Genomic DNA, 25,315 nt, shown 5'->3' on the forward strand with positions numbered 1-25,315 from the left:
ACCGCAGCGAGGAGAGGTCCGCCGTGGGCACAGTCGTCGACGACGCCGCCTCCGAGGAGTTCCACGCCTTCTTCGAACGCCACTACGCCGAACTGTCCCGCCTCGCCCACCTGTTGACCGGTGAGGCGGACGCCGCCGACGATCTCGCGGCCGACGCGCTGCTCGCGCTCTGGCACCGCTGGGACCGGGTGCGCGCCGCCGACCATCCCGCGGCCTACGCCCGAGGGGTCGTCGCCAATCTGGCCCGCACCCGGATCCGCAGCGCGGTGCGTGAGCGGCGGCGGGTCGCCCTGTTCTGGTCGCAGCGCGAGGAGAAGACCGAGAACCCGGACGTGGCCGGCGTGGTCGACGTCCAAGAGGCCCTGCGCAGGCTGCCGTTCCGCAAGCGGGCCTGTGTCGTGCTGCGGCACGCGTTCGACCTGTCGGAGAAGGACACCGCGCTCGCCCTCGGTGTTTCCGTCGGTACGGTTAAGAGCCAGACGTCGAAGGGCATGGCGGAGTTGCAGCGGTTGCTCGGTCCGCAGAGCCCTCCGCTGCGGATGCACGCGGCGCTGGCACGCGGCGGCGAGACCGGAGGGAGGACCCGATGAGGCACCAGGACGTGCACGACGACGAGTTGATCGCCCGGCTGCACGAGGCGGCCGAGGGACACGAACCCGACCGCTCCCGCATCCTGGCGCGGCTCGAACGCAGCATGGCCGCGCAGTCCCGCCCCGACCACCGGGCCACCCGGCCGCCCGTGTTCGGCTGGGTGCGGGTGGTCAGCGCCACGGCCGCGGTGGCGAGCGTCCTCGCGATCGGCGGCTACGCGGTGGCGTCCGCGGTGAAGAGCAACTCCCCCGCCGAGCAGACGGTCTCCGTCTCACCGACGCCGACCCCCACGCCGTCGCCGGACGCGACGAGCCGTACCCCGGTCAAACCGGTTGCCCCGAGCCCGAGTTCGGGTTCCGGCGACACCTCGCACGACTCTCCCAGGGCGAGCGCCTCCCCCACCAAGTCCGCAACCACGTCACCCTCCGCGCCGGTACTGCCGCCCGCGTCAGGTACCCAGGACGGCCCACTCTGGTCGGACGGTTCGATCGACCCGGGCAGCAACGACTTCTGGGCGCAGAGCGACGTCACCCTGAAGACCACCAAGCAACTCACCGCACTCACCGTCCAGTTGAAGGTCAAGCAGACCGGCGGGGTCACCTCGTCGGGCGCCTGGCGCTCGCTGCCCGAGCAGGACTTCACGCAGACGGTGACGGAGCAGGACGGCTTCCTGGTCTACACGTGGGTGCTCAAGGAGGGCCGTACGGTCGCGGTCGGGGACTGGGTCTTCGCCGGGCAGTACAACCATGCGCGCGGCGGCCGGGACGCCAAGGACGACAGCTACTCGGCGGCGGGCACGGCGACCGGCCAACAGCTCGCGGTGAAGGGCGACTTCGCGGCGCAGAAGTCGTAGACAGAAATCTCAAGCAGGCGGCAACCCTTTCTCCGCCGGTGACGACCAAGAGGCGCAAGGTACCTCTCGCACGGAGTCACACGGAGCAAGTCGCTTGAGCACGCACAAGAAGCACCTCACCCGCAGGCGGGTACTCGGGGCCTCCGCGATCGGTGTCGCCGCGACCGGCGCGGCCGTCGCGGGCGGCACCGGCCTCCTCTCCTCCGCCTCCGCCGCCGCGTTCGGCTACACCGACGACGGCTCCAACTACGTGATCACCACGGGCAGTTCACTCGTCCTCAAGGTCTCCAAGTCGACGGGTGACATCACGTCCCTGGCCTACAAGGGCAAGGAGTACGAGGGCTACGGCGGCATGCACTCGCACGTCGAGTCCGGGCTAGGCGCCTCCACGGTCACGATCAGGCAGTCGGGGTCGACGATCCTGGTGAAGGTCGCGCACGGGGCGATCACCCAGTGGTACGCGGCCCGCAGCGGCGAGAACAACGTCTACCTGTGGACGAACAAGGCGGACGCGTCCTTCACCGCGACGCGTTACATCGTGCGCGTGAAGCCGGGGCTGTTCCCCAACTCCGCTTCGGACGCGTGGGATTCGACCACCGACACGATCATCGAGGCCGGCGACGTCTGGAAGCACCCCGACGGCACGACCCGCTCGAAGCACTACTCGGGCAAGCGGACCATCGACTACGACCACGTCGGCTTCACGACGGGCTCGGTCGGCCTGTGGGTCGTCCGCTCCAACCACGAGAAGGCGTCCGGCGGCCCGTTCTACCGCTCCCTGCTGCGCCACTCGAACGAGGGCGGGGCCGGGCTGTACGAGATCCTGCACTACAACGAGGCCCAGACGGAGCCCGAACGCTTCGGCCTACAGGGCCCGTTCGTGGTCGCCTTCACGGACGGCGGCACCCCGTCCCCCTCCCTCTTCGCGGCGAACCTCGACACTTCCTGGGCGGACTCGCTCGGCATCACGGGCTGGGTCGGCAAGGCGGGACGGGGGAAGGTGGCGGGCGTCGGCCTGAAGGGCATGGATGCCAACTACCCCTACACGGTGGCCTTTTCGAACGCCGACGCACAGTACTGGGCGAAGGCTACGGCCGGCACCGGCGCGTTCTCCTGCAAGGGGATGCTTCCAGGGACGTACACCCTGACCGTCTTCAAGGGCGAACTAGCCGTGCACACAGGGCAGGTGACGGTCACGGCAGGCGGTACGACTTCACTCCACACCCTGACCCTCACCGGCGACCCGTCCGCCGCGTCGACCGTCTGGCGACTCGGCAACTGGGACGGCACACCAGGCGAGTTCAAGAACGCCGACCTGATGACGTACGCCCACCCCTCCGACACCCGCGCGGCGAAGTGGACCGGCAACGTCACGATCGGCAGCGGAAACGAGGCCGCGTCCTTCCCGGCGTACATCTGGAAGGACGTCAACAACGGGGTACTTGTGTACTTCAAGCTCACTGCGGCGCAGGCCACCGCAGCGCACACGCTGCGGATCGGAGTGACGACGGCGTACATCAACGCCCGCCCCCAAGTCACCGTGAACGACTGGGTTTCGTCGATCCCCACTCCACCCACCCAACCCTCGACGCGCGATCTCACCACGGGTTCGTACCGCGGAAACAACCACACGTTCGTTTTCAACGTCCCTTCCAGTGCGTGGAGTTCGGATGCGACGCAGTACAACGTCCTGAAGATCAACGTCGTCAGTGGTTCGACGGGGTCGGGCTTCCTCAGCCCGGGAACGTCGTTCGACTGCATAGACCTGCTGACCTGAGCCCCCCTCGGTCAGCAGAGCAACGCCCCTGCCGGTGACGACCGGTGGGGGCGTTGCGTTGTCCCTGGATCTCAGGGACTCGTACGCCGCGGTGTCCGGACGCGCAGAGCCTGGACGGACCAGTCGAAGACGGGGGCGAGACTTTCCGGGGCCGCCCAGCCGTTGACCACCGCGAGCAGCTGGAGATATCGCTCCCTGCGGGGGTCGTTGACACTCTCCAGCCGAGTCGCCAGCCGGTGGCGGAGTTCGATGCCGTCGGGACGGCCGAGGAGGTGCGCGTAATGCGCGGTGAACGCCGCGACGAACGGATCGGCCTGAGGTGAGGCCGGGTCGATGCCGGCAGTCAGGGCCGGCTCGGCCTGGTCGCGGACGGCCGCGGCGATGTCGCGGCGCGGGACCGTCGTATCGCCCCGGACCTGCTCAGCCGCCTGGTCCTCGGCCATCCGCCGAACGGAGGCGCGGAAGCCCGGGTCCAGGGACAGTTCGGCCAACTCCACCCACGCCTGGACCTGTTCGGCCTCCGGGTTGTCGGGCAGTTCGGGGGTCATGGAGCGCATGACCCCGGCGAATGCGGGGACGGCGTCGTCGAGACCGCCGAATGCGGCGTCGAGGAAATCGCCGATCAGACGTCGGCGTTCGTCCTCGGAGAGCTGGGCCAGCCGGTGCATGAGTTCCGTCTCCTCAGGTGTGGACCCGCGCTCGGCCACCGCCCTCAGCACCGCATGCCGCAGGCGCAGGACGCGGATCTGCACGGCCAGCGCCTCGGCGTGCGACGCGGCGACCTCGGGCAGCGAGAGCTCCCGGTCCACGACCTGGCGGATCGTGGAGAGGTCAAGTCCCAGCTCGCGCAAGGTCCTTACGAGGTCCAGGCGTGCGACAGCGTCGATGCCGTACAGGCGGTAGCCGGCCGGGCTGCGGTCCGTCGGCGCCACGATCCCGCGATCGGAGTAGAACCGAACGGTCTTGACCGTGAGCCCGGTCCGCCGAGCCAGTTCACCGATCGAGTAGAGCGTGTCGCCGTCCATGCACCCACCTTTGCGTCTCCCTCTACGGGAGACGCAAGCGCCTTCGCCCGCCGACGGCCACCTCAAGGTCCGCAAGGACTACTGCCGGGTGCTGGCGACCGTCGAGTCCGCCTACCTTGAACGCGGTCGAGACGTTCTGGGGCTTGTCGAGGATCTCCGGGAGATGAGGTTTTGGTCAGGGCATCACTGCGATGAGCCCAAGCCGGTGTCATCGGTCATCGTGGGCCACTGCCGAGCGACCTCGGGCGGCCCAGGGACAGCCCAGCATGGACCACGCAGGACCAATCCCGAACACCTTCATACGGTACGTCTGGACCCCATCCGACGGCAGTCAGCCACGGCGGTGGGAGGCAGACCGATCAGATGCGCGAATGCCTCGCTGCGCCCCGGCTGCCCTCAGCCACGCTATTCCCGCTGTCGCCAAGAGCAGGCCCGCGGCGGCCGACCGTGATTACGCGAAAGCCATCAGCTTGGGAAGCTGGGGGCATTTGGCGGCGGGGTGGGTGCTGACCTGGTCGGACGGATAGGGCGCGGCCTCGATGGGCCGGTCCGCTTTCACCGTGATTCCCCGATGTTCCCCGCTGGATCTGGTGCGCTTGTGGTGCGGTGTTTGCCCATAGCAGCGGCAGGCTGGCGGGTTTGACCGAGGTAGGCCGCGTGCTGCCGTCGCCCGGCGACGGCCGGTGTGAAGATCGCTCTTTCGGCTGTGAGGCTCCGCAAGTAGTGTCCAGGCTGTGTCTATCTGATCGGGGGGACATGTCGGGAGAGTTGTTCGCCTTGGCAGGTGTGCTTGTGGGCGCGGCTGCGTCGTACGTGGGCGGAGCGTTGACAGAGAGATCACGATGGCGACGCCAGCTCTCGACCCGATGGGACGAGCGTCGTTTGGAGGCTTACCTTCGGTATGCCGATTCCATCAAGAGATTCACGTCGGTGGCTGGCCGCCTGGCAGCGGGCAAAGGGCTCTTTGACCTTCCCCAACCCTTGACGGGAGACGTTGGTTTGGAGCGCCTGGCCGACGCCGAGTTGGAGCGTGGGTACGCGTTCGAGGCTGTTCTTCTCATGGGGGACGCTGGGACCATTTCGGCGGCGCGGACGCTGCAACGCCACGCATGGGTGCTGGAGCAGTTCGTTCGTGACATGCGCTCGGGTACGGCAGAGGACTGGACGCGGGCGTTCAGGCAGTTCCAGGAGAAGCGCGACGAGTACTACATCGCTGCGCGTGAAAGCCTGGGTGTGCAGGCAGCGTTTCGGTTGCGCGCCGAAGATCCGGTCATCCTTGGACAGGACCCCAGGCAGATGTAACGCAACAGAGGCACAGGTGATCTGTCGACGGCGCGCGCTTTTGTCGATGACGGGCATGATCCCCCAGCACGCTTTCCAACTGTGGTGGTGGGGTCGCGGGGTACGTGCGGGGGCGTTCACCAAGGTTCATGGGCGGTCGGTCGCCGGTGCGGAGACGACTTCGGGTCTCGCCTGAATGGCCGTGAACGGTGCTGAATGAGACGGAAAGTGAGACGGCGTACTCGTCCCGGACGTCACCAGTGCGGGCAATCCCGGCTGGACAGTTCGCGGTGTGGGTAGGGTCCATCGGGCATGACGTCGTGCAGCCAGTCGGTGAGCCATTGGGCCAGTGACTGTTCCAGTGGGGCGAGGGCGTGTGGGAGACAGCAGAGGTTGGGATCCCAGTCCCACATCTGCCCGTCTGCGGTGCGGAAGTCGATCAGCGTCCACATGGCGCAGCCGCGGTTCATGAGAGGCACGATCCCCGGCGGGAGTGGGTAGTCGGGGTCGGCGGCGAAGTCGTCGTAGGCCATGGCGGTGTCCGCGCGGTCGCCGTACCACTTGCCTGTGTCGGTGAGGGACAGCACTTTCGACGGGCCGAAGCCGCCGTTGGCGACTTCGAGGTACATCCGTTTCAACAGTTCGGGCATTGGGTGGGCCACGATTCGCTCGAACGTGGTGACGTCCTCGGCGGACGCGGGACCGGGGAGCCCCCGGCCGGCCACGCGTGCACGGGTAGCCAGGATCAGTTCGTCGTCGGTCACATCGTGATCCTCGGTGACGCTGTTCGGGTTGTCGAGATCGTCAACACAGCAGTGCGCGCTCTGAGATTGGGAAGCTGCGAGCATCTGTGGGAGGTTCGGCCGCTGATCTGAGCGAACGGTCACTGTGAGGCCTTGCCCGGCCCAGGCCGCCTACACCGTGGTTCCCCGCTCGACCTGGTGCGGTTGTGGTGCGACCGCTGAGACTTGGCAACGAGGTCAGTGCTCGCGTCGGCCGCACTCAGCTGGGTAGAGGACCGAACCCGGGAGGGCCTCGTACTGTATGCGGCCGAGTTGGAAGCACGCGGCGCCTGAGACGTCGGCCGTCAGTGCGTCGATCCACACGGAGGCTGCAGGTCGTTCGGAAAGCGGGCTGTGAAACTCGGCCTCGCCCGGTGTTTCGAAGGGTGTGCCTTCGAGCATGGCGAGGGCGGTCAGAGTGCCGCCAGGCTGGAGTTCTGTCTCCTCGATGGTCATCCGCCAGTGAAGCTCTGCCTCTGCCAGGAGTCGCTTACCGCGATTCCCGTGGGCGAGGAGAGCGCTGCGACGGCCGCGGATGAGGCGCGCGATGGCGCAGCAGAGCGGGATGTCTGTGCCGTAGGGAGTGTCCACCCGGTTGTGGCCGGCGGTCGGGAAGTAGCCCAGTGCGTCTGCCAGGAGCCCGAGGGCTGCCTCCTTGATGCGCGGCCGCTGGCCATGCTCGACGAGATCCAGCAGGATCGGGGTGGCAGCGTAGGCCGCTGGGAACACCATGGCAGCGTGGCTGCAGACGAATCCTCCATCGGCAAGCAGAGACGCGGCGTCGCCCGTCTCGTTGGCCGTGGTGGACACCGTCAGCAGTCGTAGTGCGTGAGCAACCCGTTCCGGTTCGTCGCACTGGTCCCACGTTGGGTTGGGTATCGTCGACCAGTCCACGGAGTCAATGGCGTCAAGGGACACCCCCGCATTCTGTCGGACTGAGCCCTGAGCTTGGGAAGCTCAGGTGATCCACGGCGGTTCACGCGGCTGACCTGTGGCGGGGCCACATTGTGCTCTGTAGGTCGCTGTCTTGATCCCCGTGGTTCCCCGCACGATCTGGCACGGGTCTGGCACGGTCTCTTCGATCCGGACTACGGGCGGGGCCAGTCGCTGAGGTCCACTGGACTGGTCACGCGGCTGGTGGGGGTTGTTGAGGGCTGGTGGCAGTTGCTGGGGTTGTTGGATTTCCTTGCTGTTCAGCTTCGGCTTCTCGGCGGGCGGTCGCGAGGTTGTTGCGGCTGGTCAGGGTGTAAGGGTGGGTGTCGCCCAGTACCTGCTCGGACTGGGCGAGGGTGGCCTCGTACAGGGGGATGGCCCGGCCCAGGTCTCCCGCCGACCGGTAGGCAAGGGCGAGGTTGTTGCGGCTGGTCAGGGTGTCGGGGTGGGTGTCGCCCAGTACCTGCTCGGACTGGGTGAGGGTGGCGGTGCGCAGGGGGATGGTGTGGGCGTCGCGGCCTTGCCGGTACAGGTACTGGGCGGCCTGATAATAGGTGTCGGCGGTGTCGGCCGAGGCGGGGCTGTCCGGTGGTGTGGACTCGGCCAGGGCCAGGACGTGCGGGAGCAGGCGCTCCCACGGGGCGGCGGGTTCGGGCAGGTGGCCGTCCGGCGGGGTGGGCAGGGCCTGGCGGACGGCCTGTTCGGCCTCTGAGCGGCCCGGGGCGTAGGCGTCGGTCTCTGGCTCTGCCGGGGTGCGGGTGCGTAGGACGGTCTGTACGAGGCGGTGGACGCTGACGCCGTGGCGGTCGTCGGTGAAGGCGATCATGTTGTAGGTGTGCAGGTCTCCCAGCGCGTTGCCCAATGCGATCGGGTCGGGGGCGAGGGGCGTGAGGAGGGTGCGGGGGATGTCGTTGGGGGCCAGCCAGGCCATGGTGTACAGGAGGGTGACGGCCAGCGGGTCGCGGCCGGTGATGGCGGTGAGTGTCTTCTCCCAGATCCGGGCGATAGTCCGCGCGGGGTCGATGACGTCACGGTCCTCATCCAGGACCAGCCCCAGGGAGCGGCGGTAGGTGTCCAGGTCGATGCCGGTCCGGTAGGCGTAGGCGCCGGCCTGTTCCAGTGCCAGCGGCAGACGCCCCAGATCCTCGGCCAGCCGCCGCGCCTGTTCCCTCTGTTCACCCGTGGGGGTACGGCTGGGGAAGGCGATGGTGCACAGCAGGTCGGCGGCTTCGTCCAGGGGAAGCAGGCCCAGGGCCATGGTGGGGGCCAGGGTGTGCCATCCGGTGGCCTTGCGGCTAGTGGCCAGATGGTGCCCGCCAGCCAGGGTGCCCAGGTAGGGGCGCAGGTGCGTGGGGTCCTCGACGTTGTCGAAAACCAGCAGCCAGCCCGGATGTGCCTGCAACCAGGTGATCGCCCACCCCGCCCGCTCGTCCGGCCCGGCCGCCTGCGCCCACTGCGGACACAGCCGCATGGCCAGATCCGCCAGGCTGGTCACGATTGATTCAGGGGATTCGGCGGTGATCCACCACACCAGTGTGTACGCGCTGCGGTAGCGGTCGGCGTAGTGCAGGGCCAGGGCACTCTTGCCCACCCCGCCCAGCCCGTGAATCGCCCGCACCCGCGACTGCACCACCGCTGCCGAGCCCCCGCCCGCCAGCATCGCCCGCAGGTCGGTCAGTTCCTGCTCACGGCCGACGAAGACCCCCGACACCGACTCCGGCAAGAACCCTGCCCCCGGGTGAGCCTGAACGGTTCGCGCCCAGTGCACGGCCTCAGGCAGCAGCATCACGACGCGAGCGTTGTCCCCGCTGATCGCCACCCCGATCGACTCGGCCCCGATCGGCCGCTCACCGGACGCCTCCACCCGTACCGGCTCACCCGGGACCGGCGCGCTCACTGCTGGGCTGGGTGGATGGTGGTGTTGTCGCCGGAGGCCGCGATGCCGATGTGCTGTGCGCCGATCGCCCGCGTCCCCGACACGTTCACCGTCACCCCACCCGCTGCGGGCAGCAAGGCAGCCACCTCACGCGCCAGCTCCGCGTCCTCCCGCAAGGCCCGCTTGAGCTGCTGCCGCAACGCCGCTGCCGCATCCTCCTCGTCCGGCTCCTCGGCAGCCTCCTGTACAGCCGTCTCCAAAGCGGCGCGGCCCTGGTCGTCCCGGCGGTGCCAGACTGCCCGCAGAATCCGCTGCCCCAGACTCGCTGTCGCATCGGCCGCCGCGTCCACAGCCACGTCCTGGGCCCGGCTGAATACCGCTGCCCCGTATGCGCCCACCGCGGCCGACAGATAAGGCTCGGCCTGCTCCACCAGCTGAACGATCTCCGCACTCATGCCTGCCCCTGACTGCCCGTCACTTGACCTGTGCCGGTGGCCCAGCGTAGGAACACACGACACTCCGTGAGTGCAAAACGCCGAAACCGCCCGCTGCGGTTCCGCGACACGACCGCGCATGTGGGGTGGGTCCCTCCTCGGTCGGGCAGCTTCGCCGGACCAGGGTTCTCCAGGGGCCGCCAAGGCTCACATCGTGACGCTTGCGCTTGGCCTTGGCGGCCCCTGGAGGTTCCTGGTACGCCTCCGGGGCCCGGCCGAGGAGGGACCCACCCCACGCCCCACCACCCCCAACCACGACGCACCTGCACATGACCTCGGGCCGCCTCCCCTCCGAGAGAGGGCCGGGGTGTGGGGCGGAGCCCCGCGTCTGTGACTAACTTCCCTTGGGTGGCTGCCTGGCTGCGGCGCCGGCCGGGTCGCGCGCCGGAGCGGGGCGAAGACAGGAGCGGCGGCGCGCGGGCCGGACGAGCGCCGCGCGCCGCGCTCGCGCGGCGCCTTGAACCAGTAGAGAAAGTTGTAACTCAGTCGGTCGCGTGGGGCTTGTCCTGTCTCGGTTGATAGTTGACACTGCGGCTTCACCTGATGCTTGACACCGCTTGCCTCGGCTTGGCTGTGCGCCTGGATGTGGCGCATGGGGAGGGCCGGGGCCGTGCTGGTGGAGTTGAGCGTGGTCGAGTAGCGGTATCACGCGGTGATGGAGGTTGCCGCGGGGGTTGCGGTCACTCAGGTCGCGGCCCGGTATGGGGTCTCCAGGCAGTCGGTGCATGCCTGGGTGCGCAAGTACGAGGAGTTGGGCCTGCCGGGGCTGGCGGACCGGTCGCATCGGCCCGTCTCGTGTCCGCACCGGATCGCCGGGGAGGTGGAGGCGGTGGTGTGTGAGCTGCGGCGCCGGCATCCCGGCTGGGGTCCGCGCAGGCTGGTGCACGAGCTGGAACGGCGGGGCATCTCCCCGGTTCCCTCGCGGGCGACGGTCTATCGGGTCCTGGTGCGCAACGGGCTCGTCGAGCCGGGCACTCGCAGGCGGAGACGGTCGGATTACCGCAGGTGGGAGCGGTCTGCGGCGATGGAATTGTGGCAGATGGACATCGTCGGCGGGGTGCTGCTCGCGGGCGGTGGCGAGTGCAAGATGGTCACCGGGATCGACGACCACTCACGGTTCATGGTGATCGCGAAGGTGGTGGAGCGGGCCACGGCCCGCGCGGTGTGTCTGGCCTTCGGGGAGGCACTGCTGCGGTTCGGAGTGCCGGAAGAGGTGCTCACCGACAACGGCAAGCAGTTCACCGCCCGGTTCGGTTCCGGCAGGCCCGGGGAGACGATGTTCGACCGGATCTGCCGGGAGAACGGCATCGCCCACCGGCTCACCAAGCCCAGGTCCCCGACCACCACGGGGAAGATCGAGCGGTTCCATCAGACGCTGCGGCGTGAACTCCTCGACGGCTGCGCCCCGTTCGCGGACCCGGCGGCAGCGCAGGCGGCGGTGGATGTCTGGCTGGCGGACTACAACCGGATGCGGCCGCATCAGTCCTTGGACATGGCCGTCCCGGTCAGCCGGTTCGTTCCCAGGCCGCGGGCCGAGCAGGAAGCACTGCCGGTGATTCTGCCTGCCCGCCTCGACCTGGTCGCCTCCGCGGCACCGCCGGATCCGCCGCCTGAACCGGCGCCCGCAGCCTGGCCGTTGGCCGAGGGAGAGATCGGTGCCGTCGAAGTGGACCGGGTGGTGCCCGCCTCGGGGAACCTGAGCCTGCGCGGGCAGCAGATCTGGTTCGGTCCGGCCCTGGCCGGCACGGCAGTCACCTTGCGCATCGACGTCAACCGGCTGCACGTCCTCATCGGCGGGGCCCGCCACAAGACCCTGCCCTCGAAGCTGTGCGGCCGGGACCTCAAGGCCCTGCTGGCCAGTGGTGACGCCCGCCGGGCCGGGCCCTGGCCGGACGACCCCGGCCCGGCGCAGAAGACGGGTGGGGCGGTGGAGGTGGACCGCACCGTCAACGCGGTCGGCTACGTCGGCCTGGGCGGCGACAAAGTCCTGATCGGCTGGCCGTTCGCCGGACAACGCGTCACCCTGCGGCTGGACGGGCGGGTGCTGCAGGTCCTCGACGGACAGAGGGTCCTCAAGGCCACCCTGCGGAGCCCGCTGCCGCCCTCGGCCTGCAGCCGTCTGCAAGGCGGCCGTCCGGCCGGACCGCCACCGCAACTACCGCCTCCCACTGCGCAGATCCCCGAGCGCACGGTCAGCAGCACCGGCGGCTTCATGGTCGCCGGACAGCGCATCCAGCTCGGCCGCGGTCATGCCCGCCAGGTCGTCACCGCCCACCTGGACGAAGAAGCGATCCGCGTCTTCCAGGGAACCGAGCTGATCACCACCGTCCCCCGTGTCACCAGGAAGGAGGTGGTCGTCCGTAAATCCGGCGAACACAACCGCCGGAAGATCGTGTGATCGCTCCGTCAGGAGGGTTCGGACGGCTGCACGGACGGCCAGTTGGCCAGCCGGGCGAGGGCTTCCTGCGCAATGACCGGCCACGGGTCATCAACCAAACGCACTACCGCCGACCGTGGCGAGTTCGGATGGCCTGCAACGAGCCTCCGCACGGTGTCATGCGGATCGTCGACCAGCCGTTCCAGCAGCTCAGGCGGGCAGTTGCGCTTACTGGCCACCCGGTCTCGAACCCGCCAGTCCGGATCATTGATCAGTTCGGTCAGGATCTCCGACGGCACCGTCCTGCTATGCGCAGCCCAGAAACGCATGTCGGGATGGTTACGCACCAGGTCCCACCAGACAGGCAGCGGCATCGCTGCCCACGCCGAGCGGTTGTACTCCGCCGGGTCCTCGCTCTCCCGCAGCCGGATGAACTCCTGCACGGAGGTGATCTCAGGGAAACGGTCCGCCATGGCAGCCAGTAAGCCACGATGTCTAGGACAGACGTCAAGCATCACCCGACGCCAACCCGTCAACCATCAACTGAGACTCGACACGGTTGCGTGGGGCTTGTCTTGTCTCGGACGGTGCTTGCCTCGGCTTGGGGTCAGTAGACCCACGGCCCAGGGAGCTCTGCGCGGATGGCTTCGAGATCGGCAGGTGTATGTCCATGCGCGTGAATCCAGGACTGGTCCTCGATGCCGTCGCGGCGTATCAGTCGGCCGGGAGCTGCGTACCAGCGCAGCGGTGAATCGTCCTTGCTCGCCCACATCGGATGATCGGGCAGGTCTACCCGCGCATAGCGAGCGTGCAGGCTCGGCACCAGTGCATCCGGGAGCTCGCAGGCGTCGTAGAGGCTGTCCGTCCCGAAGAGTGACTCACTCAGCACGAGTTCCACCCAGGCCAGGGACATCCGATCGAGGAAGGGAATCCAGCCTTCGCGCGATTCCACCACCACTGGCGGATCCTCCTGCTCGATCTCGTCCAGTCGGATCCCCCAGCACGCGCAGTCCTGGTTCTCGCGCCGGAAGACCAGAACACCGTTCAAGGCGTCATGGACGTAAAGTCCAGTCGGCTGGACCAGGGGGTCCTGCTGTCGGGTCAGGTCGTCCCGCCGGCCGAAGAGATGAAGACCTTCGCGCAAGGCGGCCGGGAGTTCGAAGCCCAGATCGGCTTCTGTGACGGCCAACTCGCCCTCGGTGCAACCGTCTTCCGACCGCAGTGGACAGCCCGTCCACGCGTCGGCGAACCAGCGCACGAAGTCGCATGCCTGGGAGCGAGTTTGTACCCCGCCCCGCAGCACCGCAGACACGTCAGGGTCGTCCAGCATGCCGAGGACGCTACCGCCCCCTCCACTACCCGACCACACAGGGAGGCCTCGGGGCCCGGCCTCGTGACCGTTCACGCCTCGACTTGACCCACCGCCCACATAAGATTTCGAGGTCAGACAACTCAAGCCTCCCCCGACGCCAACCCGTCACCCGTCACCCGTCACCCGTCACCCGTCACCCGTCACCCGTCAACAGAGACTCGACAACGGTCGCATGGGGCCTGCGGGGCTTGAGGTCGTGCGTGCGCGCACGCGGGTCGCGCAAGCCGAATCCCCTCGCAGCAGTACGACGGGGGCGGGGCTACCTGAAAAGCGGCTCAACGCCCGCAACAGAGCACTATGGGTACGACAACCTGCTCGCGTTCGTCCAACTCGGCCAATTCGCCCCCTTTACCCCGGTCTAAAGAAGGCGGTCCTCTCTGTTCTTGTCTCACTCCAGGGGCAGTTCAGCCAGCATCACAGCAAAGACAGGGGAGTCCGGGAAGGGGCGCTGTTCGCCCACCTTCTTGAAGCCCCAGTCCTCGTACAGCGCCTGAATGCGAGGGTGTTCGACGTCCACTAGGAGGACGCCCAAGTCCTCGGGCCTTTCCTCCAGCAGAGCCCGGGAGAGCAGGTCGGCGATGCCCTGCTTCCGGTACGCCTGGCGGATGGCCAGTTCGGAGTAAGCAAAGGTCAAGGTCTTCTCGGGTGCAGGGTCGACGTACTCGCGCCACCACTCCCGGCCTTCAACCGCCGGCGCACCGTACGCGAACCCAGCGGCCGTGTCCCCGTCCCACGCGATCACGCAGGAGTAGCCCTCGCGTGAGCCCCACTGGTCGACGAACCAGGGGAACTTCTTGCGGAACTCGTCCAGTCGCTCGCCTTGGGCATCCGCGTGAATGTCGATGATCGTTTGCCGGATCTCCGGCAGGTCCTCACGGCTGTAGCGACGGACGTCCAGGTCGGGCATCAGGCTCGGCTCCATTCGGATCGATAGCGGTCTCCCCACTCTCGGGCGATGGACGCGTCCGGCGCAAGAGTGATCAAGTCCCGGTAGAAGTCGCCGAGAAGGGACCGCATACGGCCGGGGATCGGGTGGCCGGACATCAGCTCGAAGACTTCCGAGGCCGACGTGCACGCCGGGTCGAGATCCCTCTGGTGGACCTGCGTCAGGGCCAGCCGGGCCGTGGCCAGGGCACGGTTTCGCTTGAAGGGTTTCGGAATGCCGCTCAACGCCTTGTGGGAGGCCGCTTCCGCCTCGGCGGAGTCCCCGATCCGGTCCCGCGCGATGGCCGCCATCGCGGTCAGTTCGGCCACCCCGTAGAAGCCCACCCAGCTCGGGCGGGTCTCGTCGTCGGTCGCCTTACCCAATGCCTCCTCCGCATACCCGAGGGACCTGATGGTGGCCTGGCGGTCGCCGACGGTGGCATGGGCAACGGCCGTACGGGCGTGGGCGAGCGAGCCGTAGAACGGATCCCGCCTGGCGATGGTCGTCGCCTGGGCCGCGTACCCGGCGTCCACTGCATCAGTGAAGCTGTCCCGCTGGTGGGCGAGCATCGCGTACGAGTTCCAGACGCGCAGTTCTACGACGGGGTCCTTGGCCATCCCGGCGAGGTAGAGGGCGCGGTCCAACCTGGTCTGGGCACGGTCGAGTTGGCGGCCGTCGATGGCAGCCCACGCGGCAGTCGAAAGGTAGTTGGCGGCAACGGAGTACAGCCGCTGACGGATGCGCTGGGAAGCGGCCTGCACGACCTTGCCAAGTGCCTCGTCCGCGCCGGCGAGAGCCGACCGCTCCAGGTCTTCGTGTCCGCCTCTGGATGCATCCAGGGCCATCAGCGCATCCAGTCCGCTACGGAGGCGGATCACGTCGGAGGTGCCGACGGAGGTCGGCCGCGAATCCAGGATGGGCGCCGCGGCGACAACAGCGGTGCCCGCGAGGAAGTTTCTGCGCCTCACGGATGTCTCCGGTTCGGTGGTGGTGGGTCTTGCCGCTGGCGGGCTGAAGCCCAACTCCTCGGCTGTACAACCGAATACTGCCTCCAAGGCTTCGCGCTGACGGGGGTGGGGCCAGCGGGTTTTTCCGGTGAGCCAGTTGCGGACGGTCCGGTCGCTCACCGTTCCTTCGTCTCCGCGAGTGCGCAGGAAGTCGTTGACAGCCTCGGCCAACTCGGCCTGTTTGAGGGCCGACTCGCGCATGGCGTTGATGAGGCTCGCGTTCCCCTCCATGCACCCACGGTAGCCACTCCACCCCCGTGAGTAGGTGTGAGTGACGAGAAATTTCCGGTTGCCCACGATGCGCACGGGGCCGACTTTTCCTCCTTGTCACGGGTGCGCAGCCGTTGACTTGAGCGAGGCCGTCGTCCACCGACACCCCTGAGGTCCAGATGATCGTGTCAGCGCAGCCACGCCCCATCGGGCACCCCGGATACTCCGAGACCTTCCCTGCATCGGAGGAAAGCGCCGAGGCAGCACGCAAGTTCGTCAAAACGGCGTTAGCCGCCTGGCACTTGGAGGAGCTGACGGACTCCGGAGTCCTCCTCGTCTCCGAACTGGTGGCCAACGCGATCAAGCACACGAACACCCGGAACATCCGAGTCGTCGTATCCAGACCGAGCGAGCGCTTCGTACGGATCGGCGTGGTCGACAAAGCCCGCGCACTGCCGCAGATGGTCAAGCCTGGTGACGATCTCCTCACCAGCGGCCGGGGGCTCCTCCTGATCGATGCCCTGGCCGAGCGCTGGGGAACGGACGTGTACCGCTGGGGGAAGCAGGTCTGGGCCGAACTGCACTGTGAGCGGGCCGCATGACCAATGACAAACCCAGGGTGTGGGTCGGTGATCAGGTCTACGACGCCGACGCGGGCAGAGAGGGCATCGTCACCGACGTGACAGGCGACGGAACGTACGTCCTGGGCCCTGTCCACATGTGGACGGGCACCTGGACGGCTCCCGGCGACGAGGAGCTGGAGGTCACCCTCTCCCGCGAGGAGCGGAACAGGCAGCATCGGGAACTGGGTTGGTGACTCACCCCAGAACGAGAGGAGAGGCCCCGGTCGACTCGCAGCGACCAGGGCCTTTCGCGCATCAACTCTGCGCGTCGCCCCGTGAAAAGCGGAGTCCACGGCAAGGCACGTCAGTTCATCGTGGCACCGATCGTCGTAGACCCCGTCGTAAGGAACGTCGTCGACGGCAGCGTCCCGCCAGACGACCGCGCCCCGTACGCCGCAGTCGCATCCGTCGACCTGAAGGCCGGAGTCGCAACCCCGCCATCCCAGTTGTTCGCCGCTGAGACCGCACCCGAACCCAGCGTGTCCGACCCCCCCTTGTTGCCGATCGCGAGGTTGCGGGCCAGGCGGGACTTGCTCGTGGCGAAGAAGAAGCCGGCCTGGGTGTTGGCGTACGCGGTGTTGCGGTTGAGGATGATCGCGCCGGTGTTGGAGTTCTCGGTGAAGCCGTTGAGGGAGTTGTCCCAGGCCGCGTTGTCGTTGACGACGTGTGCGACGGAGACGCCTCCGCCGCCGAGCTTGAAGCCGTTGCCGTTGCCCTCGAAGGCGGAGTCGTTCCAGCGGTTCTTGCCGTTGCCGAAGGCCCAGGAGTGCTCGATGGTGACCGGCGAGGAGAACTGCCAGAGGTCGAGGCCGTCGTCCGAGTTGTTGTAGAGGCGGGCGCCGGTGACCTTGTTGCCGGTGCCGGAGCCGAACTTGATGGCGATGCCGTCGGCGTTCTGGCCGTGTCCGGCGGCGTCGTAGTTGCCGTAACTGTCCAGGTTCTGGACGAGGTTGTTGGTGGTGCCGTCGCCGCGCAGGGTGAAGCCGGAGTCGCCGTTGTTCGCCGTCACCAGGTTCTTGAAGATGCCGCCTACCGACGACGTGGCTACGAAGCCCTGTGCCGGGGAGTTCTGGAAGGTGAGGTTCTGGACGGTCCAGTAGTCGCCGTAGATACCGGCCAGCCACTGGCCAGCGGGCAGCTTCGAGCCGTCGATCTTCACCTTCTCCGTGCCGTACGCCTGCAAGGTGATGCGGGCCGAACCGGTGCCGTTCACCGTGGACTTGAGGGTCGCGGCCGGGGTGTAGGTGCCCGCCCTGACCTGGATGACCGTCCCCGCCGTGGCGTTGGCGACGGCCGACTCCAGCTGGGCGGTGGTGGACACGGTGACCGTCGACGAAGCGGCTTGCGCACCACCGCTGTTGAGGCCGAGGTAGACGCCGCCAGCCCCCGCGGCGACGGCCACCGCGGCGGCGATCGAGAGGGTGCGGGTCCTGCGGTGGCGTCCGGTGCTCGTACGCACGGCGTTGGTTCCTTTCCTGGATGACGAGGACGAAACGGGCCGGAGGGGCCGCCCCGGCCCGTTTCTGATCCCTGGTCGCCGCCGCGGCCGGAAAGGGTTGCCGCGGGCACGGGAAAAAGCACGGACAAAGACACGGGAGAAGGAGCGAAACTTTCGCTCCGTCCCGTCCCACCCGCACCGATTGACGCACCGCACCCCACTGGTGACACTCCGAAGGCAGCACAGTCATTCAACAGAATCCCCCACACCCCCACAGGATGTGCCATGCGACCCCGCACCGCCCGCACCCTCCTGCTCCCCTTCCTGGCCCTCGTCACCCTCCTCCTCGCTCTGCTCGCCGCCCCGCCCAGTACCGCGCACTCAGGAGCACCGCCCGTGACCCACCCCAAGTACGCCGGATATCTCTTCGCCTACTTCACGGGCGAGGGCACCGCCGACGGCGAACAGATCCGCTACGCCCTCAGCCGCGGCAACGACCCGCTGCACTGGCGGGAGTTGAACCAGGGCAAGCCGGTCCTGACGTCGACGATCGGCGAGAAGGGGCTGCGCGACCCGTTCGTGATCCGCTCCCCCAAGGGCGACAAGTTCTATCTCATCGCCACCGACCTGCGCATGTACCGGAACAGCAGCGGCAGTTGGGACGACGTCCAGCGGCACGGCAGCAAGTCGGTGATGATCTGGGAGTCGACCGACCTGGTCCACTGGACCGACCAGCGGCTGGTGAAGGTGGCCCCGGACAACGCGGGCAACACCTGGGCGCCGGAGGCCTATTGGGACGACTCGCTCGGTGAGTACGTCGTCTTCTGGGCGTCGAAGCTGTACGCCGACGACGACCCCGACCACACCGGCTCGACCTACAACCGCATGATGTACGCGACGACGAAGGACTTCCGCACCTTCAGCGACCCGAAGGTCTGGGACGACCCCGGATACTCCGTCATCGACTCAACTGTCGTGAAGTACAAGGACACTTACTACCGCTACACCAAGGACGAACGCGACCCGTCCTCCAGCTCCCCCTGCTCGAAGTTCATCACCGGTGAGAAGTCGACCTCGCTGACCTCCACGTCGTACGACTTCGTCTCGGAGTGCATCGGCAGCGATGCGATCGAGCGGGGCGAAGGGCCGACGGTGTTCAAGTCCAACACCGAGAAGAAGTGGTACCTGTTCGTCGACGAGTACGGGCTGCGCGGCTACGTCCCCTTCGAGACCACCGACCTCGACTCCGGCGAGTGGACCCCGTCCACGGACTACCAACTGCCGGCAAGTCCCCGGCACGGCACGGTACTTCCGGTGACACAGGCCGAGTACGACCGGCTGCTGGCCGCGTATCCGGCGACACCGACATCGGTCGTGGACGCGACGGCGGGCGGGCAGAAGGGGTACGCGGTCGTCACGGAGGCGTCGTCGAAGGTCGTGCTGCCGATGCAACCGGGCGCGGATCTACGGCACTTGGCGCCGAGCCTCGCGATCGGCGCGGGCGCGACGGTCAGCCCACCGTCCCGGACGCGACGGGACTTCCGCGAGCCGCAGTCGTACACGGTCACGGCGGCGGACGGGACGAGCCGTATCTGGACGGTGGAGGCGGTGCCGACGCGAAGTCCCGTGCTGCCGGGGCTGACCGCCGATCCGGACGTGCACTATCTCGACGGGCAGTACTGGATCTACCCGACGAGCGACGGCTACGCCGGCTGGGGCGGGACGAGCTTCAAGGCGTACTCCTCAAGGGACTTGGTCCACTGGCGGGACCATGGAGTGATCCTCGACCTGGGGCTCGATGTCGCCTGGGCCGACAAGAACGCGTGGGCTCCGGCGGTCGCGGAGCGGGACGGGAAGTACTACTTCTACTTCTGTGCCGAGCAGCAGATCGGGGTCGCGGTGGCGGACTCGCCCGCGGGTCCGTTCAAGGACGCGCTCGGCAAACCCCTTGTGGCGAAGGGGGGTTCACTGAGCGGCCAGATGATCGACCCCGCCGTCTTCACGGACGACGACGGGCAGTCGTATCTCTACTGGGGCAACGGGCACGCGTATGTCGTGCCGTTGAACGACGACATGACGTCGTACGACGCGACGAAGGTGAAGGACATCACGGCGGGCGACTTCCGTGAGGGGTCCTTCGTGGTGAAGCGCGAGGGGACTTACTACTTCATGTGGTCCGAGGACGACACCCGCAGCGAGAACTACCACGTGGCCTACGCGACGGGACCGTCCCCGCTCGGCCCGTGGACCGAGCGGGGCACGATTCTGTCCAAGAACCCCGAGTACGGCATCCTGGGTACCGGCCACCACTCCGTGGTGAACGTGCCGGGGACCGACGACTGGTACATCGTCTATCACCGGTTCGCCCTGAACGGGCCAGGAAAGCCTGGTGGGGACGGCACGCACCGGGAGACCACCATCGACCGCCTGCGGTTCGCGGCGGACGGGACGATTCAGCCGGTGGTGCCCACCCTCGGGTCGATCAGCCCCGTACGGACCAACGGACTACCCCGTACGAACTAGCTGACGAAGTAGGTCGGGTTGGGGATCTTGTACGTCTTGTCGGCGTAGCCCCCGTCGAGGTCCGAGTACTGGTCGCCGAAGTTGGCGACGATGTTGTACCCGAGGTCCTCGATGTGCTTCCGGGTACCGGACTTGTACTGCACGGTGGTGCAGGTCCAGGTACCGGCGGTCGCGCAACTGCTCAGGTACGACGGCGGGTTGGCCGTGTTCTTGAGGAACATGTGGTCGGCGTCGAGGTTGACGTCGGCGCCGACCTTCTTCAGGTTGTCGACCGCGTAGGTGCGCTGCGCCTCGCTGAGACCCGAGTTGTAGAACACCGTGACGCCCTTGGACGCGGCGTACTCGACCAGCTCGGGGGTGCCGAAGACCTCCGGGCGGTTGGCCTGGGCGACGTAGGCGGCCCAAGTGGCCGAGCTGTAGCCGTAGTTGTTCTTCTTCTCGTAGTCGAGGCTGAGCAGCAGCGTGTCGTCGATGTCGAAGACGACCGCGGGCTTGACGCCCTTGTGGTGCTTGCGCACCGCCTCGTCGATGTACTTCTTGGCCGACGCGTCGATGCGCGCCAGGTCCTTGGCGTACGGGCTGGTCGCCGAGGCCTGGTACACGCCGCTGCTGTCGAGCGTGGTGCCGTAGTAGGTGTCGATGTCCTTCGTCAACAGGCCGATGTTGTACGGCTCGTGCGTCGAGTTGGCCGTCGACTGGCCGGCAGTGGCGACGCCACTGCCGTAGAGGGCGGCACCGGCTACGACACAGGCGGCGCCGAGGGCGGCCGCTCTAAGGGACTTCCGCATGGAATCTCCGGATCTGGTTCCGATGGGTGATGCACCAGGTCAGGGACTGTCTACGCGCATCACGCGTCGGGCGCGAGGACCTTTATGCGATCGATACACAACACACAGGACGGTGAATTACCCGCGCATGGGCTCCACTTGACCTTCCCTTGGTCGGCTTCCCCTACCGTCGTGGACGCGACTGCGAACGGGGGAACGCACGATGGGTGACGGCAAGGACCCGGCCGAGGTCCTCGACATCAAGACCGCCAGGCCCTGACCTCACTGGTGAGTCCCTCAACGGGCTGGGCGTGCCCTGGAGAAATGACAACCAGGGCAAGGAGTTCGACGACTCCTACAAGCCGTTGCAGAAGAAGATCGAGGGCGCGGCGGGCACGCCGGTCGGACGATGTGCGGGGCCCGGCCCAGCAGAGCACGTCGTCGAGCATCCACAACAACACCGGTGGCGTCACCCCCGCTCTCGCAGGAAGGTTGTCCATGAAATTCGTCGAGGCGGACTGGGATCCCGAGGTGCCCGGATTCCGTTTGGATGCGCACGCCTACCTGGCCGAACTGCCGCGCCTGAGCGCCAACCTGCCCCCGAGCGCCCTGTCCTTCGCCACAGACCCCGGGCACTACGACATTGCGGGCGCCATCCGCTGTGTGAAGGATCTCGAACTGGCCGGCGTCCATCTCGCCACCGACAAGAGTGGCGGGCTCGTCCTGGAGTTCGCGCCCAACAAGTTCAAGCACGACTCCGGCCTGCGCATCAGCTATTCGGGCGTGACGCACTTCTCCATCGACTATGAGCACTCCGTCGACTGGATGCTGGTCGACACCGTGCTCCTCGACGAGATCCTCCCGGACGAGGACGGCGGCTGCGTGCACGAGATCGCGCTCACCGATACGAGCATCACGGTGCGTTGCCAGGATCTGGAGGCCGTGTGGGGCGACAGGGGCTGACGTGGGCCCGGCCCGGGAACGCCCGAACCGGGCCCACCGTACAGGTCAGTTCATCGTCGCGCCGATGGTCGTGCTCCCCGTCGTCAGGAACGTCGTGGACGGGAGCGTGCCGCTGGAAGAGCGGGCGTTGTACGTCGTTGACGCGTCCGTGGAGATGAAGGACGGGGTGGAGATGCCGGAGTCCCAGTTGTTGCCGGACGAGGTGACCGCGGAGCCCTTGGTGACCGAGCCGCTGCCGTTGCCGACCGCGAGGTTCTTGCCGAGTTTGGCGGAGCTGGTGGTGAAGTAGTAGCCCCACTTGCTGTTGGCGTACGCGGTGGTGCGGTTGATGACGAGGGCACCGGTGTTGGAGTTCTCGGTGAAGCCGTTGCCCGCGTTGCCCCAGGCCGCCGAGTTGTTGATGACGTGCGCGACGACCTCGCCGTCACCGCCCAGCTTGAAGCCGTTGCCGTCGCCCGCGAACGCCGAGTCCGACCAACGGTTGACGCCGTTGCCGAAGGACCAGGTGTGCTCGACGGTGACTGGCGTGGAGAAGGACCAGAAGTCGATCCCGTCGTCCGAGTTGTTGTACAGACGTGCGCCGGTGACGAGGTTCCCGCTGCCGGAGCCGAACTTGATGGCGACCCCGTCCGCGTTCTCGCCGTGCGTCGCGGCGTCGTAATTGCCGTACGAGTCAAGGTTCTTGACCGTGTTGTTGACGGTGCCGTCGCCGGTGAGCGTGAAGCCGGAGTCGCCGCCGTTGATGGTCTTGACGTTGTTCCAGTTGGTGCCGGTGCAGGACTGGCAGACGACCGCGCTGTCCGGGGAGTTCTGGAAGGTGAGGTTGGAGACGTTCCAGTAGTCCGCCGTCAGCTTGAAGATCCAGGACCCCGACGGCAGTGACGAACCGTCGATCTTGACCGTCTCCGAGCCGTACGCGGTGAGCGTGACCGGCGAGGACGACGTGCCGTTCGTCGTGGACTGGAGGGTGGCCGTCGGGTAGTACGTGCCGCCGCGCACCTGAATGACCGTGCCGGCGGCGGCACTTGAGATCGCGCTGGTCAGTTCGGCCGTCGTGTCGACGACGACCGTGGCGGCCTGGGCCTGGGTGGGGAGGACGGCCAGCCCGGCGCCGAACGCCAGGACTGTGCCGAGGGTGAGAGCGGTACGACGAGACATAGGAGTGCGGTCCTTTCGTCGTTCTGTCGCTGATGGGGGATCTGTTCTGTCGCGGATGGGGGGATTTCAGGGACGCCAGTCACCGAGGTAGGCCGCAGGGGTGTGCAACTTGGCCTCGACGACCGTGAGTTGGGGCCGGTTCTCCGCGACGGTGATCACGGCACCCGGTCCCGTGTTGCGGTACTCGTGGAAGCGCATCGACTGCCAGGGATAGGCGTCGCGCATGTTCGTGTAGGGCGCGACCGGGTCGATGCCGGGCCCGATCCGGGTGTCCCGCACGACGAGGGACGGCCAGGCCGTCGTCTCGTACGACGGGACCCACGGCCGGGCCAGCTTGTACGCGGCGTCCTCGGCGCCGGAGGTGATCCGCGAACGGACCGCGAGGATGCCGTGCGGATTGGCGCGCGCGGTGGACGGCGCGAAGACCATGCCCTTGGGGGTGAAGGCCACGTCCCGTTGCAGGGTGTGGAATTGACAGTCAGTGAAGACAGCCGTCGCCCGCCCGAAGACGAAGTCGACGTCCCCCTCGATGTAGCAGTGGGAGAAGTACTGCCGGTCGAAGGCATCCAACGCGGACGTGTCCACGAACAGCGTGTCCTGGTGGGCCAGGACACGGACGTGCGCGAACTGCGAGCGGTCACCCGTGACATACGCGGCCACCGCCTGCGTCCCCGTGATCTCCGGGTGGTCCGCGCGCAGCCAGTCGTTGGCGAGGGTCAGGTCCCGTACGGTCAGCCCGGGCGCCGCCGACGTGAAGGTCGCGGAGCCCGCCGTACCGTACGTCCCCGAACCGTCCGGTTTCCGCGTCCCGTTGGCGTTGTCGTAGACGATGACGACGTCACACGGGTCGTGAGTAGCACCGGACAACGTCAACTCCCCCGCGCCCACAGGGACGTTGACGACCTCGCGGTACGTCCCCGGGTGCACGACGATCGTCCAGCCGCTGCCCTCCACCGCGTCCACGGCCGCCTGCACCGAGTCACCGGGCCGGACGTGCAGGACACGACGACGGTCGAGGGCTACGGCGGGCCCGGCACCGGCGGCCACCAGACCACCGGCGAGCCCGGTCAGAAGGGTGCGTCTGCGCAGGGCCATCTCAGCGCCTCCGCCCGGGTGTCCAGTCGCCGAGATACGCCTCGCGGGTCGCCGACTCGGCCTGCTCTGCGGCGAGTTGGGGCCGGTTCTCCGGGACGCTGATCACGGCACCCGGGCCCGTGTTCCGGTACTCGGCGAACCTCTGCCCCTGCCAGGGATAGGCGTCCGACATGTTGGTGTACGGCGCCACCGCGTCGATTCCCGCACCCAGCGCCGTGTCCCGCACGGTGAGCATCGGGTGGGCGGTGGTGTCGGAGCCGGGCACCCAGGGACGGGCCAACTTGTAGTAGCCGTCCGGGGCTTGGCCGCTCACGCGGCTGCGCGTCACCAGATACCCGCGCGGGTTCGCGACCGCCGTGGACGGCGCGAAGACGAAGCCGTACGGTGCCGTCGCCAGGTCGGTGCGGTTGAGCGTCCGGAAGTGGCAGTGGTCGTAGACGGCGGTCGCCCGCCCGAAGACGAAGTCGACGTCTCCCTCGACGTAGCAGCGCGCGTAGTACTGGCGGGCGAAGACGCCGAGGGCCAACGAGTCAGCGTACAAGGTGTCTTGATGGCCGAGGAAGTGGCAGTCGAAGAACGCCGAGCGGTCGCCCTGCACCTTGATCGCGACCGCCTGCGTACCGGTGATCTCGGGGTGGTCGGCGCGCAGCCAGTCGTTGGCGAAGGTGAGCCGGCGGGCCGTGAAACCGTCGGTGCGGATGGTGGTGGTGGCCGAGCCGGAGGTGCCGTAGGTGCCCGAACCATCGGGTTTCCGCGTCCCGTTGGCGTTGTCGTAGACGATGACGACGTCGCGCGGGTTCTCGCTCGCGCCGATCCAGGTCATCTCCGAGGCGGCGGTGGAGAGTTGGCCGGTCGCCGGGTCGGTGACTCCGGCGGTGACCGTCTCGCGGTAGACGCCGGACGCGATGACCAGGGTGTATCCGGCGCCGGTCGCGGCGGTGACCGCGGCCTGGACGGTGGTGAAGTCGCCCCGGCCGCGCGGGTCGACGTACAGGGTGAGCGGGGTGAGGCGTGCGGCCGGTGAACCGTAGCGGCCGAACGGGCGTGGCCTGCCGACGGCGAGGGCGGGGACGGAGACAGCGGTGAGACCGAGCGCGGCGCCCGCGCCGGCGCTCGCCATGAGGAACCCTCGTCTGGACAAGGGCAGTTGGAGGGAGTGGTGGTGCGAGGGCATGCGGGTGCTCCTTCGCGGTGCGGCTCGTGAGGTGGGCCCCGGCGCCGGGCCGGTCGGACGAGACCGGCCCG

Annotated in this window: 23 protein-coding genes; 9 read left to right on the top strand and 14 right to left on the bottom strand. The window is 67.8% G+C overall.

From position 1 onward, the window contains the following. Positions 1-23 precede the first annotated feature (23 nt). The 3 genes from OG496_RS16400 (at position 24) to OG496_RS16410 (ending at position 3,221) form a co-directional block, all read left to right on the top strand. The gene (locus OG496_RS16400) at positions 24-590 is read left to right on the top strand and encodes a SigE family RNA polymerase sigma factor (RefSeq protein WP_328684118.1); all 567 of its coding nucleotides are present in this window, start codon (positions 24-26) and stop codon (positions 588-590) included. Then, a complete protein-coding gene (locus OG496_RS16405) occupies positions 587-1,444 on the top strand; it encodes a hypothetical protein (protein ID WP_405971369.1) in 858 nt (285 codons plus the stop codon). The genes OG496_RS16400 and OG496_RS16405 overlap by 4 nt, the downstream gene beginning before the upstream one ends. Before the next feature lie 94 nt (positions 1,445-1,538). Then, positions 1,539-3,221, top strand: a complete 1,683-nt coding sequence (locus tag OG496_RS16410; RefSeq protein WP_405971370.1) for a rhamnogalacturonan lyase B N-terminal domain-containing protein — start codon at positions 1,539-1,541, stop codon at positions 3,219-3,221. A gap of 71 nt (positions 3,222-3,292) precedes the next feature. Here the strand turns inward: OG496_RS16410 and OG496_RS16415 are convergent, their stop codons facing one another. Continuing rightward, on the bottom strand, positions 3,293-4,246 hold the full coding sequence (locus tag OG496_RS16415) for a MerR family transcriptional regulator (protein WP_405971371.1): 954 nt from the start codon (positions 4,244-4,246) through the stop codon (positions 3,293-3,295). 930 nt (positions 4,247-5,176) lie between these two features. Between OG496_RS16415 and OG496_RS16420 the strand changes: the two genes are divergently transcribed. Then, positions 5,177-5,548 carry a hypothetical protein gene (locus OG496_RS16420; protein ID WP_405863277.1) on the top strand — a complete coding sequence of 124 codons (372 nt, stop codon included), beginning with the start codon at positions 5,177-5,179 and terminating at the stop codon, positions 5,546-5,548. Between the two features lie 233 nt (positions 5,549-5,781). On the opposite strand, the gene OG496_RS16425 is transcribed toward OG496_RS16420, so the two are convergent. From OG496_RS16425 to OG496_RS16440, 4 genes are all read right to left on the bottom strand, one after another. Further along, positions 5,782-6,291, bottom strand: a complete 510-nt coding sequence (locus tag OG496_RS16425; RefSeq protein WP_405971372.1) for an SMI1/KNR4 family protein — start codon at positions 6,289-6,291, stop codon at positions 5,782-5,784. A gap of 216 nt (positions 6,292-6,507) precedes the next feature. Further along, positions 6,508-7,227 (bottom strand): hypothetical protein, encoded by a 720-nt coding sequence (locus OG496_RS16430; protein ID WP_405971373.1) that lies wholly within the window; start codon positions 7,225-7,227, stop codon positions 6,508-6,510. Positions 7,228-7,435: 208 nt separating this feature from the next. Then, the gene (locus OG496_RS16435) at positions 7,436-9,139 is read right to left on the bottom strand and encodes a tetratricopeptide repeat protein (RefSeq protein ID WP_405971374.1); all 1,704 of its coding nucleotides are present in this window, start codon (positions 9,137-9,139) and stop codon (positions 7,436-7,438) included. Continuing rightward, entirely contained in the window at positions 9,136-9,573 is a 438-nt protein-coding gene (locus OG496_RS16440; protein WP_405971375.1) for a hypothetical protein, read from the bottom strand. Before OG496_RS16440 ends, OG496_RS16435 begins: the two co-directional genes overlap by 4 nt. A gap of 694 nt (positions 9,574-10,267) precedes the next feature. Here OG496_RS16440 and OG496_RS16445 point away from each other — a divergent pair. Further along, entirely contained in the window at positions 10,268-12,010 is a 1,743-nt protein-coding gene (locus tag OG496_RS16445) for an IS481 family transposase (RefSeq protein WP_405971376.1), read from the top strand. Positions 12,011-12,018: 8 nt separating this feature from the next. On the opposite strand, the gene OG496_RS16450 is transcribed toward OG496_RS16445, so the two are convergent. From OG496_RS16450 to OG496_RS16465, 4 genes are all read right to left on the bottom strand, one after another. Further along, positions 12,019-12,462: a hypothetical protein gene (locus OG496_RS16450; protein WP_405971377.1), complete on the bottom strand. Its 444-nt coding sequence runs from the start codon at positions 12,460-12,462 to the stop codon at positions 12,019-12,021. 134 nt (positions 12,463-12,596) lie between these two features. After that, positions 12,597-13,319 (bottom strand): SMI1/KNR4 family protein, encoded by a 723-nt coding sequence (locus OG496_RS16455; RefSeq protein ID WP_405971378.1) that lies wholly within the window; start codon positions 13,317-13,319, stop codon positions 12,597-12,599. A 430-nt stretch (positions 13,320-13,749) separates the two neighbouring features. Beyond that, on the bottom strand, positions 13,750-14,268 hold the full coding sequence (locus tag OG496_RS16460) for a GNAT family N-acetyltransferase (protein ID WP_405971379.1): 519 nt from the start codon (positions 14,266-14,268) through the stop codon (positions 13,750-13,752). Next, positions 14,268-15,524 carry an XRE family transcriptional regulator gene (locus tag OG496_RS16465; protein WP_405971380.1) on the bottom strand — a complete coding sequence of 419 codons (1,257 nt, stop codon included), beginning with the start codon at positions 15,522-15,524 and terminating at the stop codon, positions 14,268-14,270. The genes OG496_RS16460 and OG496_RS16465 overlap by 1 nt, the downstream gene beginning before the upstream one ends. Positions 15,525-15,682: 158 nt before the next feature. Between OG496_RS16465 and OG496_RS16470 the strand changes: the two genes are divergently transcribed. After that, the gene (locus OG496_RS16470; RefSeq protein ID WP_405971381.1) at positions 15,683-16,105 is read left to right on the top strand and encodes an ATP-binding protein; all 423 of its coding nucleotides are present in this window, start codon (positions 15,683-15,685) and stop codon (positions 16,103-16,105) included. Then, on the top strand, positions 16,102-16,320 hold the full coding sequence (locus OG496_RS16475; RefSeq protein ID WP_405971382.1) for a hypothetical protein: 219 nt from the start codon (positions 16,102-16,104) through the stop codon (positions 16,318-16,320). Before OG496_RS16470 ends, OG496_RS16475 begins: the two co-directional genes overlap by 4 nt. 110 nt (positions 16,321-16,430) lie before the next feature. Here OG496_RS16475 and OG496_RS16480 read toward each other — a convergent pair whose 3' ends face one another. Continuing rightward, entirely contained in the window at positions 16,431-17,585 is a 1,155-nt protein-coding gene (locus OG496_RS16480) for a right-handed parallel beta-helix repeat-containing protein (protein ID WP_405971383.1), read from the bottom strand. Between the two features lie 264 nt (positions 17,586-17,849). Here OG496_RS16480 and OG496_RS16485 point away from each other — a divergent pair, with 264 nt between their 5' ends. After that, on the top strand, positions 17,850-20,087 hold the full coding sequence (locus OG496_RS16485) for a family 43 glycosylhydrolase (RefSeq protein WP_405971384.1): 2,238 nt from the start codon (positions 17,850-17,852) through the stop codon (positions 20,085-20,087). Here the strand turns inward: OG496_RS16485 and OG496_RS16490 are convergent. Continuing rightward, positions 20,084-20,875 (bottom strand): HAD family acid phosphatase, encoded by a 792-nt coding sequence (locus tag OG496_RS16490; RefSeq protein ID WP_366494292.1) that lies wholly within the window; start codon positions 20,873-20,875, stop codon positions 20,084-20,086. The two genes, OG496_RS16485 and OG496_RS16490, sit on opposite strands and share 4 nt — an antisense overlap. A 477-nt stretch (positions 20,876-21,352) precedes the next feature. On the opposite strand from OG496_RS16490, the gene OG496_RS16495 reads away from it, so the two are divergent. Further along, complete coding sequence (locus OG496_RS16495) at positions 21,353-21,817, top strand: hypothetical protein (protein ID WP_405971385.1); 465 nt, start codon at positions 21,353-21,355, stop codon at positions 21,815-21,817. 45 nt (positions 21,818-21,862) lie between these two features. Here OG496_RS16495 and OG496_RS16500 read toward each other — a convergent pair whose 3' ends face one another. The 3 genes from OG496_RS16500 to OG496_RS16510 form a co-directional block, all read right to left on the bottom strand. Then, on the bottom strand, positions 21,863-22,975 hold the full coding sequence (locus OG496_RS16500) for a right-handed parallel beta-helix repeat-containing protein (protein WP_405971386.1): 1,113 nt from the start codon (positions 22,973-22,975) through the stop codon (positions 21,863-21,865). A 66-nt stretch (positions 22,976-23,041) separates the two neighbouring features. Then, complete coding sequence (locus OG496_RS16505) at positions 23,042-24,064, bottom strand: pectinesterase family protein (protein ID WP_405976636.1); 1,023 nt, start codon at positions 24,062-24,064, stop codon at positions 23,042-23,044. A gap of 7 nt (positions 24,065-24,071) precedes the next feature. Then, complete coding sequence (locus OG496_RS16510) at positions 24,072-25,244, bottom strand: pectinesterase family protein (protein WP_405971387.1); 1,173 nt, start codon at positions 25,242-25,244, stop codon at positions 24,072-24,074. Positions 25,245-25,315 lie beyond the last annotated feature (71 nt).

Source organism: Streptomyces sp. NBC_00988, assembly GCF_045162645.1.
GTDB lineage: Bacteria > Actinomycetota > Actinomycetes > Streptomycetales > Streptomycetaceae > Streptomyces.

Excerpts from the sequence above, each read along its gene's own strand:
- OG496_RS16440 (WP_405971375.1), bottom strand. The coding sequence starts at position 9,573 with ATGAGTGCGGAGATCGTTCAGCTGGTGGAGCAGGCCGAGCCTTATCTG.
- OG496_RS16495 (WP_405971385.1), top strand. The coding sequence starts at position 21,353 with ATGAAATTCGTCGAGGCGGACTGGGATCCCGAGGTGCCCGGATTCCGT.
- OG496_RS16490 (WP_366494292.1), bottom strand. The coding sequence starts at position 20,875 with ATGCGGAAGTCCCTTAGAGCGGCCGCCCTCGGCGCCGCCTGTGTCGTA.
- OG496_RS16475 (WP_405971382.1), top strand. The coding sequence starts at position 16,102 with ATGACCAATGACAAACCCAGGGTGTGGGTCGGTGATCAGGTCTACGAC.
- OG496_RS16455 (WP_405971378.1), bottom strand. The coding sequence starts at position 13,319 with ATGCTGGACGACCCTGACGTGTCTGCGGTGCTGCGGGGCGGGGTACAA.
- OG496_RS16485 (WP_405971384.1), top strand. The coding sequence starts at position 17,850 with ATGCGACCCCGCACCGCCCGCACCCTCCTGCTCCCCTTCCTGGCCCTC.
- OG496_RS16450 (WP_405971377.1), bottom strand. The coding sequence starts at position 12,462 with ATGGCGGACCGTTTCCCTGAGATCACCTCCGTGCAGGAGTTCATCCGG.
- OG496_RS16460 (WP_405971379.1), bottom strand. The coding sequence starts at position 14,268 with ATGCCCGACCTGGACGTCCGTCGCTACAGCCGTGAGGACCTGCCGGAG.
- OG496_RS16415 (WP_405971371.1), bottom strand. The coding sequence starts at position 4,246 with ATGGACGGCGACACGCTCTACTCGATCGGTGAACTGGCTCGGCGGACC.
- OG496_RS16405 (WP_405971369.1), top strand. The coding sequence starts at position 587 with ATGAGGCACCAGGACGTGCACGACGACGAGTTGATCGCCCGGCTGCAC.
- OG496_RS16510 (WP_405971387.1), bottom strand. The coding sequence starts at position 25,244 with ATGCCCTCGCACCACCACTCCCTCCAACTGCCCTTGTCCAGACGAGGG.
- OG496_RS16500 (WP_405971386.1), bottom strand. The coding sequence starts at position 22,975 with ATGTCTCGTCGTACCGCTCTCACCCTCGGCACAGTCCTGGCGTTCGGC.
- OG496_RS16465 (WP_405971380.1), bottom strand. The coding sequence starts at position 15,524 with ATGGAGGGGAACGCGAGCCTCATCAACGCCATGCGCGAGTCGGCCCTC.
- OG496_RS16445 (WP_405971376.1), top strand. The coding sequence starts at position 10,268 with ATGGAGGTTGCCGCGGGGGTTGCGGTCACTCAGGTCGCGGCCCGGTAT.
- OG496_RS16470 (WP_405971381.1), top strand. The coding sequence starts at position 15,683 with ATGATCGTGTCAGCGCAGCCACGCCCCATCGGGCACCCCGGATACTCC.